Source organism: Desulfobaculum senezii (genome assembly GCF_054657395.1).
The window spans coordinates 1,882,394-1,896,746 of the sequence record NZ_BAAHYU010000002.1; the positions used below are offsets into that span (position 1 = coordinate 1,882,394).

The 14,353-nt window shown below is 57.4% G+C and carries 18 protein-coding genes; 4 read left to right on the top strand and 14 right to left on the bottom strand.

The features are described 5' to 3' along the window. Window positions 1-432: 432 nt before the first annotated feature. Window positions 433-897, bottom strand: coding sequence for a phage regulatory CII family protein (locus tag ACYQ2T_RS09075; RefSeq protein WP_459900053.1), 465 nt, complete (start codon window positions 895-897; stop codon window positions 433-435). Window positions 898-958: 61 nt separating this feature from the next. Then, window positions 959-1,222: a helix-turn-helix domain-containing protein gene (locus ACYQ2T_RS09080; protein ID WP_459900054.1), complete on the bottom strand. Its 264-nt coding sequence runs from the start codon at window positions 1,220-1,222 to the stop codon at window positions 959-961. Window positions 1,223-1,379: 157 nt separating this feature from the next. On the opposite strand from ACYQ2T_RS09080, the gene ACYQ2T_RS09085 reads away from it, so the two are divergent. From ACYQ2T_RS09085 to ACYQ2T_RS09100, 4 genes are all read left to right on the top strand, one after another. After that, window positions 1,380-1,808, top strand: coding sequence for a helix-turn-helix domain-containing protein (locus tag ACYQ2T_RS09085; RefSeq protein WP_459900055.1), 429 nt, complete (start codon window positions 1,380-1,382; stop codon window positions 1,806-1,808). A 187-nt stretch (window positions 1,809-1,995) separates the two neighbouring features. Beyond that, window positions 1,996-2,895, top strand: coding sequence for a hypothetical protein (locus ACYQ2T_RS09090; protein ID WP_459900056.1), 900 nt, complete (start codon window positions 1,996-1,998; stop codon window positions 2,893-2,895). Between the two features lie 2 nt (window positions 2,896-2,897). Further along, window positions 2,898-3,416 (top strand): hypothetical protein, encoded by a 519-nt coding sequence (locus ACYQ2T_RS09095; RefSeq protein WP_459900057.1) that lies wholly within the window; start codon window positions 2,898-2,900, stop codon window positions 3,414-3,416. 3 nt (window positions 3,417-3,419) lie between these two features. Further along, window positions 3,420-4,952, top strand: coding sequence for a KAP family P-loop NTPase fold protein (locus tag ACYQ2T_RS09100; protein ID WP_459900058.1), 1,533 nt, complete (start codon window positions 3,420-3,422; stop codon window positions 4,950-4,952). Here the strand turns inward: ACYQ2T_RS09100 and ACYQ2T_RS09105 are convergent. The 12 genes from ACYQ2T_RS09105 to ACYQ2T_RS09160 form a co-directional block, all read right to left on the bottom strand. After that, window positions 4,949-5,944: a phage late control D family protein gene (locus ACYQ2T_RS09105; protein ID WP_459900059.1), complete on the bottom strand. Its 996-nt coding sequence runs from the start codon at window positions 5,942-5,944 to the stop codon at window positions 4,949-4,951. The two genes, ACYQ2T_RS09100 and ACYQ2T_RS09105, sit on opposite strands and share 4 nt — an antisense overlap. After that, complete coding sequence (locus ACYQ2T_RS09110; protein ID WP_459900060.1) at window positions 5,935-6,138, bottom strand: tail protein X; 204 nt, start codon at window positions 6,136-6,138, stop codon at window positions 5,935-5,937. Before ACYQ2T_RS09110 ends, ACYQ2T_RS09105 begins: the two co-directional genes overlap by 10 nt. Next, window positions 6,113-6,526: a phage tail protein gene (locus tag ACYQ2T_RS09115; RefSeq protein WP_459900061.1), complete on the bottom strand. Its 414-nt coding sequence runs from the start codon at window positions 6,524-6,526 to the stop codon at window positions 6,113-6,115. Before ACYQ2T_RS09115 ends, ACYQ2T_RS09110 begins: the two co-directional genes overlap by 26 nt. Before the next feature lie 5 nt (window positions 6,527-6,531). Continuing rightward, entirely contained in the window at window positions 6,532-8,532 is a 2,001-nt protein-coding gene (locus ACYQ2T_RS09120; RefSeq protein ID WP_459900062.1) for a coiled-coil domain-containing protein, read from the bottom strand. Window positions 8,533-8,665: 133 nt separating this feature from the next. Further along, window positions 8,666-8,902 carry a phage tail assembly protein gene (locus ACYQ2T_RS09125; protein ID WP_459900063.1) on the bottom strand — a complete coding sequence of 79 codons (237 nt, stop codon included), beginning with the start codon at window positions 8,900-8,902 and terminating at the stop codon, window positions 8,666-8,668. Between the two features lie 11 nt (window positions 8,903-8,913). After that, window positions 8,914-9,420 (bottom strand): phage major tail tube protein, encoded by a 507-nt coding sequence (locus tag ACYQ2T_RS09130; protein WP_459900064.1) that lies wholly within the window; start codon window positions 9,418-9,420, stop codon window positions 8,914-8,916. Continuing rightward, window positions 9,420-10,628, bottom strand: a complete 1,209-nt coding sequence (locus ACYQ2T_RS09135) for a phage tail sheath C-terminal domain-containing protein (RefSeq protein ID WP_459900065.1) — start codon at window positions 10,626-10,628, stop codon at window positions 9,420-9,422. Before ACYQ2T_RS09135 ends, ACYQ2T_RS09130 begins: the two co-directional genes overlap by 1 nt. Before the next feature lie 4 nt (window positions 10,629-10,632). Then, the gene (locus tag ACYQ2T_RS09140; protein WP_459900066.1) at window positions 10,633-10,971 is read right to left on the bottom strand and encodes a phage tail assembly chaperone; all 339 of its coding nucleotides are present in this window, start codon (window positions 10,969-10,971) and stop codon (window positions 10,633-10,635) included. Continuing rightward, window positions 10,958-11,197: a hypothetical protein gene (locus ACYQ2T_RS09145; protein WP_459900067.1), complete on the bottom strand. Its 240-nt coding sequence runs from the start codon at window positions 11,195-11,197 to the stop codon at window positions 10,958-10,960. Before ACYQ2T_RS09145 ends, ACYQ2T_RS09140 begins: the two co-directional genes overlap by 14 nt. 10 nt (window positions 11,198-11,207) lie before the next feature. Then, complete coding sequence (locus ACYQ2T_RS09150; RefSeq protein WP_459900068.1) at window positions 11,208-12,752, bottom strand: phage tail protein; 1,545 nt, start codon at window positions 12,750-12,752, stop codon at window positions 11,208-11,210. A gap of 10 nt (window positions 12,753-12,762) precedes the next feature. After that, window positions 12,763-13,377, bottom strand: coding sequence for a phage tail protein I (locus ACYQ2T_RS09155; protein WP_459900069.1), 615 nt, complete (start codon window positions 13,375-13,377; stop codon window positions 12,763-12,765). Next, window positions 13,370-14,257 carry a baseplate assembly protein gene (locus ACYQ2T_RS09160; protein ID WP_459900070.1) on the bottom strand — a complete coding sequence of 296 codons (888 nt, stop codon included), beginning with the start codon at window positions 14,255-14,257 and terminating at the stop codon, window positions 13,370-13,372. Before ACYQ2T_RS09160 ends, ACYQ2T_RS09155 begins: the two co-directional genes overlap by 8 nt. Window positions 14,258-14,353 lie beyond the last annotated feature (96 nt).

Consider the following 14,353-nt stretch of genomic DNA (forward strand, 5'->3'; position numbering starts at 1 on the left):
CGGAAATATTCATCGTGCCCCGAAGGGATGCAGGACACGTGGCCCCGCTTCACACCAAACCGCAGGAGGAGCCACTCCCCTCCTTTGGCACCCCTTCGGGCCACAATGCGTTGTGTTCAAAGATCAACCCGAAATCCGGGCCTCTAGCGGATACCTGTCCCCGCCACGAGAAGCGCGGACTTCTCGCGGCGGGTGGAGCTACCCGCTTGGCAACTCACTCCCTGCTTTCACACCTGCTTCGTAACGCATGCCTCCTGCTTGAGTCTGGATCGGAACCTTTGCCGCTCCCCCGCCGGGAGACCTTGTTTCAGTTTCACGACTTTTCAGGGTTTGGTTCAGGCTCTTCGGAACAACCGAAGCGCACTCCCTGCGGGGAAATATCGAGAATCTTCGTCAACCATTCTCATCACCCTGCCCGAAGTAGGCGAGGCTTTAGGAGGCCTTCACCTCGCACCGCACGCTTTCGATGAAGCTCTGAATGGCGGTCAGCGCCTCGTGCCCTTCCTTTTCGATGTGCACCAGCTCGTCCGCAGTGATGACATGGTCTGCCGCCGCCTCGTTGTAAGCGGTGATGACCTCGCCAAACTCCTGCACGGCCTGCAGGGCCTGTTTCTGGCTTTCGCACGTCCCGTCCACCACATCAGGCAGCCGCACGAACATGCCGCCCAAAATACGGGCAATCTGATAGCGGGAGGCCTCAGAGTCGCACAGCGAGATCACTTCCAACCCATCGAGCAGGCCGAGCTTGTGTGTAGGGATGGCGTCGTTCAGCTCATTCATGAGCGTGGAGTACGACTTGCCGAGGTGAGATGCGAGAGAGTCTGCGATCATACCGCTGGGAGCGGCTTTGACGTCTTCGCGCAGAATGCAGAGGAGGCGCTTGTGTTCCCTGTCCATGATAATCACCCTTCACGGTTCTCATCGATTTCATGTTTGGAATGGGTCAAAACGGGGAAGGCTATTTGGTGCGGGGCTTTGGGCCACGTTTTCGCCCCTTGTAGGGCGGGGGGAGCAGGTCGCGCGGCACACCAAGTTCGACCAGACGCTCAATCCGATCTTTAGGGGCACGCTCTCCCGTGGTGATCATGGACATCATCTGAGGACTAATGCCTACGGCCCGAGCGAGATCGCGGGACTCAACACCATGCTCAATCATCCACGCACGGAGGCGAGCTTGACGGGTGGGTTTATGGAGTTGTATTGATTCACTTAAATTTTTCATTGTTCATCCCTATGGTTTTACAATGAATCAATTGGCGGGAAGCATCGGGCGCCTCTGCGATGAACCAAAGCTAACAGCCCGTCCCGTCTGACAAGTGAAGCAATACCCAAGAACTCAAACCCAGTCAACAAAATTCGTTGACTGTGGACTATAATGAATGGGCGCATCTAGTTTTCAACAAAGATTACGAGAAGTTATCCACGCGTTAAAACTCGAACACCAAGAGTTTGCACGCGCTGGTGGCATCACGAAGGCAACCTTGTCTGGGTACGTCCAAAGTGACCGCCAGCCCAAGGCGGAAACGCTCGGCAACTGGGTTTCTACCTATGGAATTGACGCCAATTGGCTTTTGGTTGGAGATGGGGAAATGTTCAAGGGGCAGGCCCAAGCTGCTCCGCAGCCTTCCGAAGCCCCCAAGAGCGAACTTGGCAAGGAACTCGAAGATATCAAGGCGACCCTCGCCACCGTGGGGGCCAGCGAGGATGAGATCAAGCAAGCCCTGCTCGACTACATCCGCAACGCAGGCACGCCCCGGGACCAAATCATCGCCACCGGAACCGAAGACGACCTGAACTCAAGTCGTTAAAGGGTAACAAGAAAGGCGATGGCATCCCACGAGGGAAGCTATCGCCTGTTTTTTGACGGGGGTGCGATACGAAAAGGCTATAAAGGTGAACAGCTTCATTTCACAGGAAAATACGGCGCTCGAAGAGGTTGCAGATAAACAGAAAAACAAACTTATAAAAATAGACACATAGAGACAAGTCGACACTATGAACGTAACAGAATACCGTTTTTTCTTATTCCGACTTATTATCCGGTCCAAAACTGCAAAGAAAAATTTATTCACTGTTGACAAGGGGCAATTACTAAAAAAACTCATAACGTCACAACCGCAAGGTGAAGTTAGAAAAGACCAAATCTGGGTAGTATCTTCTGAAATAACAAACTTCGATTCCATCAACGGATTTCATTTTGAATTTGGAAGAATCGGAAAAAAAGAAAAAAGCGCGTACGATCCCGAACAGGCCATCTTTCTCAATGAAGAAGGCGAAGAAGTTGAATACACAAACTGCTTCTTCTTTCCAACAGAACAAGTCCTTGCTATTCGAAGTGGACGCGGCATTAATGTCCAGCCTAAAAGTATAGCAAAATATTTGTGTAAGCTGTTGCAAAGGATGGTTGAGAGTGAGGAACTGTTAAGCGCAGAAGAACGAGTCATCTTACAGAAAAGCAATATAATTGCTCTTCCAATTAAAAACCCCAATTCTTTTATTGAGTTGATAAACAAAGCATACAAAGTAACTACTTACACAATTGAGTATGGCAAACCAAATCCACCCAATTACAAATCCTTAATCCAAAAGCCGATCGAAGAAATTACTGAACATACAGGAGCTGAAACGGGCGCTCTTAAATTAAAGAATAAAAAAGGGCTCGAAACGAAGCCCCTTGAAGACATATCTCGCTCTGCAGCTATCATGGATAGTACAGTCAGCGCCAAAATCCACGCTGACGAAACGGACTCGCTGGGCACAACAATAAAAATGCAACGCGCTGAAGATTTTCATATAGACATTCCGGAATCCGATCTCACAAACAAAATGGGAAAGGTTGCAACAGTTCTCTTAAACTGCTTCAAGACTATTGCTCCCACGAACAACAGGAAATAACTGTGTCCAACTATTCTTTTTGGACTTGGTTCATTAATGGATCAAAACAAAAACCTGGAATATGCAACTATATTGATCGGTTTATTCTACTTCATTTTGCCATAGCAATCGGAGGTTACAACTTAATATCTCCATCTTTAAAGGAAGCTTCTTGCGCAATGATGCTCCCTCTCTTCAGCATATTGTTTGGCATCACCTTTGCGTGGTCTGGCAACATCACCGCGTTGCTCTCAACCACTGAAATCAACAGGCTCTCTGATGAAGTAGACGGAGGGCTTGAGGAATACGTTTATTATACTCAAGGCGTTGTTTTATTAATTCTTACTACAAGTATTGGCTGGGGACTAGCCGGGCTAGAGCTTATCACAAACAGACTCTGGTATATTCCACTGTTCTGCCTGACCTCCATTTCAATCCGAGAATGCTGGAATCTGATTCTCCTAGCCCAATACCTAACCCTAGCTCGTCGAGATATCGCGAAAGCCACTGCCCTTAAGAAAAAAAACAATATTCCCAACTAAGCCATGACACACTTCCAAAGACTCCCCCATTTTTCGACAATAGACCCCAATGATCCATGGAACCCAGACCACCTCAATCGCAAACCGATTGCCGATCAGCTCACTAAACTGATTACGAGTTTGAACCAACCATACGTCCTGAGTATCAACTCACCTTGGGGGACTGGTAAAACTGAATTTTTGCGACGCTGGAGGGCTGACCTCGAAAATCAAGGCTACGCCTGTATTCACTTCGATGCATGGTCCAACGACTTCGCCGAAGATCCCTTCTTTGCCTTTATGGGAGAAATCAAAAAATACGTAGACGAAATCACCAACAACGATGAGGAGTCTAAAAAAGCCAATCATTCACACGTAAAAGAGGCGTGGAAACAACTAATAAAATTCGGCGGAAATTTCCTTGAAAAATCCCCAAAGCATCTTGCACGCTTCCTTACTTATCAAGCCCTTAAACAAGGTATCAACCTCGCGGACTTTGCTGAAGACCTTTGCGATGAAAACAGTGACTCGTCACAAGATCGGGACTCAACTCCAAACCAAAAGACATTTGATGATGCAGCAAAAATGATTTCAGGCATTACTGCTGAAGCCGTCTCTGGTTATCAAAAAAAACAAGAGTATCGCGAAGGTTTTCGTAAAGCGCTCACTAAATTCGCCCATTCTCTTAAGGCTAAAGACGAAGAGAATCCCCTCATAATCCTTGTTGACGAACTCGACAGATGCCGCCCAGACTACGCACTAGAGCTTCTTGAAAGGATCAAACATCTTTTTTATGCCGATGATGTCGTCTTCTTACTTGCCGTCGACAAAACACAACTTTGTAACACCATTTGCACAGTCTACGGGCAAGGCATCAATCCTGAAACATACCTTAGAAAATTTATTGACATAGAATTCACTTTACCTACTCCATCCTGCTCAAATTTCTTTGATTACCTTTCTGCAAAATTCAAAATGGAAGGACTTGTTCAGCCCTACCCCCAGAATGGAAATGACTACTCTGAATTTAAAGAATTGTTTGTATCTTTGTCCCAAGCGTTTCGCCTAAGCCTAAGAGACCAAGCGCAAATAATGACTCGGCTATCCATCATATATCGAGTTTATAACAAAGAGAACAGCACTGTCGCCAGATTCATAGCAGCCCTTGTAATGATGAGTTTTCACAAAAGCCGAATTGACAAAATCTTTTTTGACCCACAATTCGAAAAAAAAGTTTTCTCTGAAAATGACAAAAGTGACTCTAACGAACCACTATTATCCTATATGCGCCGCACCTGCGACCTTTCAGCAACGCACTGCCAAACAACTGAATTCATAATGACAGCATACAAATACTTATCCACCCCAGATAAAAACCGTAAACAATTTTATTACGACATGGAGAAATCACTCATCCGACGACAACATAGAGATGAACTGACACAACAAACGGCAAACAAAACCTATTATACAGTCGCTGCGTTCTATGATCAAAAAATAACACATGATTATCTTCGCAATATAATAGAAATGTCTAAGGCTTTCGAATCCAACTAACCCTCCCCCTCCACCTCCGACACAAACCCAGCGCCACCGAGTCGATGCACAGCCTTGGTGGCGCTCCACGTTCCGGCTATGCCGTGGCGGAAGCCTCTCAGTTCCATTTTACACTCTGCCTGCAGGTCTGGCCTTCCGGGGAGTGTTAGGGTTACCGTTTGCTTGCCTTTCTGGAAGGCTTCCAGCTTGGCGCGGGCGGCCTTGGTTGCGGCCTTTCGGGAAGGGTAGGTGTGGCGTATGCGGAAGGCTGGTTCGCCTTCGCCCACGGTTTCGTCCACGTCCTGCGCGGCGTCCTTGTCGCGCCATGTCGCTATGACGCGGCGGTAGGCAGCGCGCTCGGTGATATCCACGCTCCAGTTGGTCACATCCTCAGGCGTTAGCGTGACGGTGTGCAGGGGCTTGCCGCTGGCGGTTTTGCCTTCGCCCTTCTTCACGAACACCAGCGCTCCGCCGTTGGCCTTGGCGACCATACCCATGTCGGCGGCGACGCGTGTAAGAAGATTCATGTCGCTTTCCCCGATTTGATCAAGGTGCCCCAGCGGCTCGCCCGCCACGTCTTCGGCAATGGCGGGGGCAAGGCCATGCTCCGCCGCTATGGTCCGCACCACGTCGCCCACAGTCCCCGGCGTCCATGAGCGCGTGCGCTGCGTCTGGAGCTGCGAATAGGTTCCGCTCTTCTCGAACGGTGCGCCGCTAGCCGTGATGGCCAATTGTCCCGGTGGGCCAGACAGGGTGAGGCCATCCACAACATACAGCCCCATATACCGCGCGCGATCGCCGTACCCCAGCCACACACGCAGTTCCGCGCCCGTGGCCGGAAGGCGGATGTGTGGCGCTGTATCGGCAAGGGTGATGCTCAGCGCGTCGGACTGCATCCCGGCTTCGTCTGTGATGGAGAGCGACGCCAACCGCTCGCGGATCGCGCTGGTGATGTCGCTCCCGTTCGCCACCACGCGGAAGGCGGGCGCGTAGAGTTTGCGGTCTAATCCCACAGGCTCACCCCTTCATCAGGCTCCGGCGCGGGCAACTCCGGCAGGACGATCACCACGCCCGCATCCAGCACAGGGCCGAGATCAGCAAGGTCGGGATTCGCCTCCAGCACCGATTCCACCACGCCCGCCGTACGCCCGTAATGGCGCTGGCAAATGGCGTCCACCATGTCACCATCCTTGGTGCGATACCGCATCGGACTCTCCGTAGTATTTGAGCTTCAACGTAAATTCGATCTTACGCGGCACGCCGTCGGCAAAGACGGTGCCCCGTGTTTCGTCCACGTTCAGCACAACCCACCTGCCATGGATACGGCCAAGGCCATCAACCAAGAGCAGCGGCTTGCCCTGCCCCGCCTCGCGCCGCATGTCCTCCACTTGCGACAGTCCGCCCCGGAAATGTGGATACACCACGCCGGACAGGCTGATGGATTCCTCACCCGGCCCAAGGAACTGAAGCGCCGCCTCGCGCCCGTGCCGCTCCTGCGCGGCCCAGCGGTACGCGGTGCTTCGCTGCACCTGATCATACGCGGCGGAATTCAGTCCGAAGGCATACCGCCCCAGCTTCATCATGATGTCCGACATATCGCCTACCAATCATACAGCGCCTGCCGCTTTGCGGTGCGCTGCATGCCGTTCAGTTTCCGGATAACCGCCGACGCAAGGGCTTCCTCGTCCTGCCCCGGCGCGGCATTGATGGTGATGCCGCCGACCTCCATAGCCACGCCCGCGCCGCCCGCCTTGGGCAGGGACTCCGGCACGTTCAACGCGGCGCGCGTACCACTGGCCGCGCTCTTCTCCTTCTCAGCCAGCATACTGCCCACTTTGCCGCCCAACGCCTCGCCGCCAAAGCCGCCAAGGATCCCACCGACCAGGCCACCAACAGCCGTGCCGACAACCGGCACCACAGAACCAATAGCGGCCCCGGCCAGCGCGCCCCCTGCGGAGCCGCCAAGGCTACCAAGGTTCTTGCCCACGCCCTCCTTGTCGCCGGAGCGCACTGCGCTGTACAGGCCAGCGCCCGCCATCATCACGCCGAGGGGCTTGGCGAACTTTCCAAGGAGCCGTCCGCCGCCGCGCAGGAGCTTCCCCACGCGTCCAAGCTTGCCAAGTTTCCCCAGCCTGCCCAGCTTGCCCAAACGGCGTGAGCGCCGCCCCTTGCCCTTGCTGCCCGAGCCGCCAAAATCATCGGAGCCATAACCGCCACCGCCGTTCACCACGCGCACGGGGATGGCTCCACCGCGCCCGCCGCCCTTGCCGCTGGCCGCACGGCCAAGCTTGCCCATCGCGCCCACGGTGCCGACAATGCCACGGCCAAGGCGCGCCATTCCCATCGCCGCCTTAGCGCCCACAAACGCCACGCCGCCAATGGCCGCCGTCAGCGTCCCCCACGCGGCCACACGTCCGGCCATGCTCACGGCATCGCCCACGCCAAACAACCCGTCGCGCAGGTCCTGCACCCACGCCGCCATCCGGATGCCTATACCGTTCACCAACGGCGCAAGCGCGCCGCCGATCAGCCCCGCGAACTCGCCCGCCGTACTGCCGACCACCGTACTCAGCCGTCCAAAGGCGCGGTTGTACTGCTCCGCCCCGGCGCGGCCCTCGTCGGAAAGCTGGTTCAACGCCTGCTGCTGGGCAAGCAACGTCTCTACGCTTTCCTCACGGGTGCGCAGATAGCCAAAGAACTTATTCGCCTCGCCGCCCATCAGGATATCAGCGGCGCTCACGGCCTGCGCGTGGTCGTCCACACCCTTAATGGCTTCGGCAAGACGCAGGAACTGCTCCTCCGGCGCAAGGTTCTGCAAATCCTCAAAGCCGAGGCCAAGGATTTGCAGGGACTCCTTAACAGGAGTGATTTCCTCAAGCCCTGCGGATTCGCCGAGCTTGTTGTTCATCTCCTCCATAAGGTCGCCGACGTGGTCGGCCTCGAACCCGGCTTCCTTGGCAATGCCGCCCCACGCGGCGAAGGTGTCGGCGCTGACGTTGAGGGACTTGGCAAGCGCAGTCTGCTTGGCCGTGAGCTGGTTCGTCATGGTCATGGCCGCGCCAGCGACGCCGATGGTCCCGCCAACCACAGCGGTATAGCGGGCCGTGGTCCCAATCATGCTCTTGAGACGGGCGGCGCGCTCCTGCACGCCCTGCATCCGCTTGTACTTCGTTTGCAGGCGGTCCATTTCGCGCCCAAGGCGGTTCGTTTCCTGCGCCGCCGCGCTGGTGTCCACGCCCACGGCTTCAAGCTGCTTCTCCAGCCCCTTCAACTTCTCGCGCTGGGACTGATAGGCGCGGCCAGCCTTGCGCGCGGCTTTCTCGGCGCGCTCCACCTGCTGCCGTGCCCGCTTGGTCGGCTTTTTGGAGCGCTCATACTCACGACGGAGGCGGGCCGCCTCCCGTTTCAATGTCCGGTACTCGCGGCCCGCCTCGCGCACCCCTTGCGGGTTGAACTTTTGCAGCTTGTCCTGCTGCTCCTTCACGGTACGAATGGACTCCCCAATGCCGGAGAAGTCGCCCTTCACGGCCTTGGTCGTCGTGCGGAAGGAATCGGATACCGCCGCGCCAATCTCGACCACGGCGGACATTTTCTTGCGCATCAGCTCGCGTTCTCCTGCGGTAGTTCAGCTATCCAATCAAGCATGTCCTCCACGGCCATGCCCGTCAGCTCCGCGCACGACCACCCCGTGTAGCGCGCAAGAAGCAGCACGCACCGCCGCGCCTCTCGCGGCGTTAGGACAAAAAATCCCGGTACACCTCCTGAAGCTTGGTGTAGTCCTTGAGGTCCATCCCTTCGAGCACCTCGGGCGACACCTCGCACAGGTTGGCGAACAGACGAAGCTCCTGCTCCACGTCGGTCCCGGCGCGCTGGACGGCGATCTGGTCGCGCACCTTGGGGCGACGCATGTTCAGCGTCTCCAGCTTTTGGCCCTTGTATTGAACCGGGTACTCAAGCGTAATCCGTTCCACTGTGTCCTCCTTTAGATGCCGCAGGCGTCGCGCAGTTCTTTGAGTTGATCGGTACCGCCGATGACGCGCTTCATGTTCAGGGCGTCGATTTCGTGCAGCGTTTTGCCGCCCTGTTCGCGTTTGAAATAGGTCAGCGCCACAGTCACGGACAGCGAGGCCGCTTCGCCAGGTTTCCACGCGCCGTCCTCAATCTTGGTCACGGTGCCGCGCATCTTCACCACCACGGGCGTCACCACCCCGTCGAGGCTTTGCAGACCGCCGCGCGCCGTAAGCTGAATGCCGTTGTTCTGAATGACGCCAAAGCTGCCGAGGATATGCTCGCACTGCTTGGACAGCGTGAACGTGGCCTCCATTTTCTCCATGCCCATATCAATGGCGATGGACGTATCCATACCGCCCGCGCGGAAGTCCTCGGTCACGAGACTCAGCGCCGGGAGCTGGAGTTCCTTGCATTCGCCGACGTAGCCGCGTCCGTCCACGAACAGGGCAAAGTTTTTCAAGATGTTCTCTGCGGGCATTAGTTGAAGACCTCCTCGATGTAGTCATTGACCAAATGGCTGCGGAACGTGACGTGCTCCGCCGGATACGGGGGCGTGAAGTCAAAGTCGAAATAGACCTTGCCCTGCTGGACTTGGTCGGGCGTATTCAGTTCCGGATCCGCCCAGCACTCGCCGCCAAGGATCGCGCCCACGGCTTCGAGGTGACGCAGGTAGGCGTTCACGCCTTCCACCACGTCGTCCACGTAAGTTTTGGTGATGTTCCGGTCCACGGCCCACAGGTGCGCGGCAAGGATGGACTCGTTGATCATGTCCGCCGTGCGGCGCACGGACAGGAAGGACCACTTCGGGTCGGTGCATCCGGTGCGGTTGCCCCACAGACGGTAGCCGCCTTCGTTGATGATGGTGGCGACGTTCTTCTCGTTCAGCATGTTGGCGCGGCAGTTGACGTCACCCAGGGTGAAGTCCACAGGACGCGCGGTGCCGGAAATGCCCATCACCTGCTGGTTGGAGGGCGACCACCAAAAGCCCCGGTCGTTGTCGGAACGGGCAATCATGCCGGCCACACGCGCGGATGCAGGCTCGGCAACGTATTCGCCGTCGCGGTAGACCTTCACCCACGGGTCCACCATGAACACGCGGGCGGTGCCGAAGTCGCCCATGGCGGCGATGGCGTCGGTGTCGTTGGAGTTCGGACCATCCACGATGACCACAGCGCGCAGACGCTCGGCAATGCCTTCCAATTCGGCGGTGACGGGATTTTTGAGGAAGGAACCGGGATTGTCCGCATCCTCGGCGCGCTGATGCGTAAAGCCGGGAGCGAGCAGAACGCGCGGGGTAAAGCCAAGGACAGACGCGCTGGCGCGCAGGGCCTGCACGCCCATGTACTGCCCGGTGGCTTCATCCACGCCGCCGACCACGTTGGTCATGGTCGCGGCATCATCCGCACCCTCGTCCACACGCACCACGACAACCATGGCCCCGGACTGGTCCAGAATGCCGTCCAGCGCGGCAGGTAGCGTGCCCGCGCCATCGCCCACGGTATCCAGCTTGGCGGCCTCGCGGCGGTTGCCCGCAACAAGGACCGGAGTGTTCAGAGGAAAGACGCTGGCGTCGGCGTCCGGAGCCGTGCCCACAATGCCGATGACGGAGCTTTTCACGGTACGAATGGGACGCGGACCACCATCAATCTCGACGACTTCCACGCCATGCAGAAACTGTTCAGGCATTAACTTAGACCTCACTGGTTGCAGGTTCAGAGGCGGACGCACCAGAGGCGCCTGCGCCCCCAGCTAAAGACGGCTCGGCAGGCGCTTCCGGCCAAATGATGTCACGGGGAAAACCTACTTGTTCGGGCACAGCCTCCAGCGCATTAGCGTACGCATCCCACTCCGCAAGCTGCGCATCGATGCCCGCCGTGTCGCCCGAGGCGGCCACGACAACGCGCCGCTTGCGCAAGAGCTGCATCACGGCGGGGTCGTACTCCTCGCGCATGAGACGGTCCCGCTCGGTGCGGGCTTGTGTAGCGAGCAGTTCAGACTTTTTGGTTTGGTCAATTTTAATCAAACGCATTCGATTTCCCTCCAAATCCGTCGGTCAGGTCGGCGGCGTCGATTGTCCAGAGGTCGCGCTCTGTGCGGTCAACAGGAATTTCGGATGCATCAACTATTTTGTAGGGCGTTCCAAAAGGAACATCCTTTTTGGCAATAGCTTTTATTCCGTGCCTCAGTAGAGCTTCTGGCGTTGGGATGATTACCGCTACTTTGTTATCGTCTGTTTTGTAAATTATTCTTTTCATGTGTTTCCTCTTAGCAAAAGATTTGTAGAACAGTTGATGGTGAGTCATACTTTTTGTCACTGTAAACCACAATAATTTGCAAACTGGTCGCTGTTTTGGTCATAATTGGCGCTCTCGACACAGTAACATAACCACCACCTTCTACTGGGTCGTCCGCGCTTGCACTCCAAGAATAATTCGCATCAGGCATCGCGGTAGTGAAATTAACCGTGTAGTTCCCAACACCATTATCTGTAATACTACTTACGTTGCCACTTGCTATAATTGTAGGTGTATCCATCCCGTTGAAGTTCACCCACGCCCTGCATAAATACAGCGGCGCACTTCCCGGTGCTGTGATTGCTGCTTTGTCGAGTTTGTTCCCATTAATCACCGCCACTTGGTCAGCCAGCGCCATCATGTCCACCTGCGCGGCGTTCACGGCCACGTCGGCTACCTTGATGCAGGGGAGCACTGCGAGTGAATTAACAAGGTTCTCCCCTGCGCCATCAGTTGAGGTATAACCTTGATATTCTGGTTGTTCCTGGGAGTTTCCCCCACTAACTCCTACAAATCCGGGCAGGTCCTCAACCGTACGCCCGTACACAGACACAAAATCACTTCCACCTGCATCGGTCACACCGTTTTTATGCTTATGGGCCAGCACCTCCCCAGCGATCCAATCTCCAACCTCTCGACCAGTGACACCTTCCTGCGCCGCAGCAAAGTAATGTTTGTAGCACGGCAAAATGATGTGCTCCGCCGTCAGGCAATACCGCCCACACGAACCCTCCTGCGCCGCTCTCTCGGCATCCCACGCGGCCTCGTCGGTCAGGTAGTTCCCGGCGGCAAGGACGGCCTCGTCCAGCTGAGGGTACAGGCCGCGCTGGAACTTTTGTTTGACATTCGCGGGCACGGTTCCGGGCAGGGGGACGCCAAGCGAGGACCAGCACAGCTCCCCAACGGGGACACCTGCCACATTGCCCCACGCCACGCTGCCGTCCTCCTGCATCACCAGCACCTGCCCCGGCTCTCCGCCTTCGGGGATAGTGTGGTGGGGATCGTCGGTGCGGGCGATGTGGGTTTCCAGCAGGGTGCGGACTTCCACAACCTGCGCGTCCACATAGCCGCGGCTTGCGAGCACCACCGTCGGGTCCACCTTCAGTTCCACGGCGGCGGTGTTGCTCACCTCCATAACAAGGCGCACGCGCAGTTCGGCGGCGGAGCCTTCGGCAATCTGCGGTTTGTAAGTCTCAGGCAGGTTGCCCACGGCAAACAGATCGCCATCGGCGTCAATGATGCCTGCCTCGCGGATGGTCCAACCGCCTTCCTCGGACGGAATGACCAGTTCGGCCACGATGTATGCCGGGTTGTCCGGGTCTGTTTCCAGCGTGTTGAGCTGGGCGCGGTAGACCTCGCGGGTCAATGCAGTCTGCGCCGCATCCGGCGTCACCATCTGCCCCGCGCCATCGCCTACGGCGCAGTGCGTCAGGGACACAGTCCGGCCAAGCGCTACGGCATTCGCCAGCTTGGCCCGGCCCGTCTCGGTGAGGATGACAAAAAAGTCCTTGGCCATATCGTCCTCGCTAGGGTTGAGCGGTTACAGTCGTAAACGTTTGCAGCGTCGCGCCGACATGCAGCGGCGAATTCTGCTCGATATTCTCAGGACGCCACGGCAACACCGTGAGGGCTGCGCCCATATGCAGGGCCATCCCCGCATGAACGTATCCGCGCGAGGTCGAGACCACGGCAAAACCGCGCAGGTGCGAGCGGGTATTCTTGGCCGCATCCACCACGCGCGTCAGCATGCCGTACAGGCCTGCATCCACGCCGCGATCATCCACCTCGATCTCAATGGCGAAGGTGTACGGCTCGCCCTTTGGGTTTTCCTCCCACCATTCGCGGATGCGCACCCGGTAGCCAAGGGCGCGCACCGCCCGGTCCACCGCGCCGCGCGTCCCCTTGTGCCTGTGCACCCACACGGCGGCACGGATGGCCTCGCGCTTTTGTGCTTCGGTCCAGCTTTCGTCCCATGCGTCCACAGACAGCGACCACGCCAGCCACGCAAGCAGCGGCTCCGGGCATTCCCCCGCGCGCCACACAGCGCGCAGCGGCACGCCAACGTCAGACAACCGCGCCACGGCCTCGGACAGTGCCCGTTCCATGGCCGTTGCGCTTGGCGGCAGCAGGTCCCTAGGCACGCTCCACCTCCAGTTCCACGCCCGTGCAATACGCGGCCTGATGCGGCGCGCAGGCCACATCCGCCACAGGCTCGGACAGCGCCACACGTGCAACACCCTCCACCTGCAACGCCGCATAGACCTTGGACAACGGCATCCCCGCACCCAGCACATGCCCTGCCTCGGCCACGGCCCACATATCCGCAAAGGCTTCGTCACGGACGGCCTCCGCGCTAGGGCCGGGCTGAATGGCAAGGGTTGCGCGGACGGCATAGGTGACGACCTCTGCCGCCTGCACGGTGACGTGATCCGTCAACGGACGCGTCTCCGCCGCCATCAAGACGGCTTCCACGGCAGACAGCACCGAGGGGTCCGGCGTACCGCTCCCTTCGCGGCCCAACACATGGACCACGACCTCACCGGGGGCGGGGCTGCTTACGGCAGCATCCCGCACACCCGGCACAGTCAGGGCATGAAAGATATACGCGCGGTCCGGCCCGGCCACGCTAAAGCCTTCAGGCGCAAGCTGGATGCGGCGGCGGAACTCGGCATCGGCCTCCCACGTTGGCGGCACAGGCGGATACGCGTCCGGATCGCCGGGAGCCACAAGTTTGCGCTCCAGCGGCACCAAAGCCGCAAGGTGATCCAAATCCGTCCCCCCGGCATAGGCCAGCATCACACTACGGGCCGCATCGTTCACACGCTGGCGAAGCAGCGTTTCGCGGTAGGCGGCGGTCTCTAAAATCTTGTATGCGGGATCAGACTCCACAAGCGCGGTGTGCTCCGGATGCCGCGCACAGAAGTCCGCCAGCATTTCGCCAAGCACGGTTTCGGCGTCCAGCTCCTCCACCACCTGCGGCGACGCAAGCAAGGACAAATCAATATCCGAGAACCCGCTCATACGATGATGCCCTCCATGGTCACGGGTCTGCCGTCCGGCAGGTAGATGCCGACCAAGTCAAGCTCCACATGCCCCGGCCCAGCTTCGCGCGCGGTG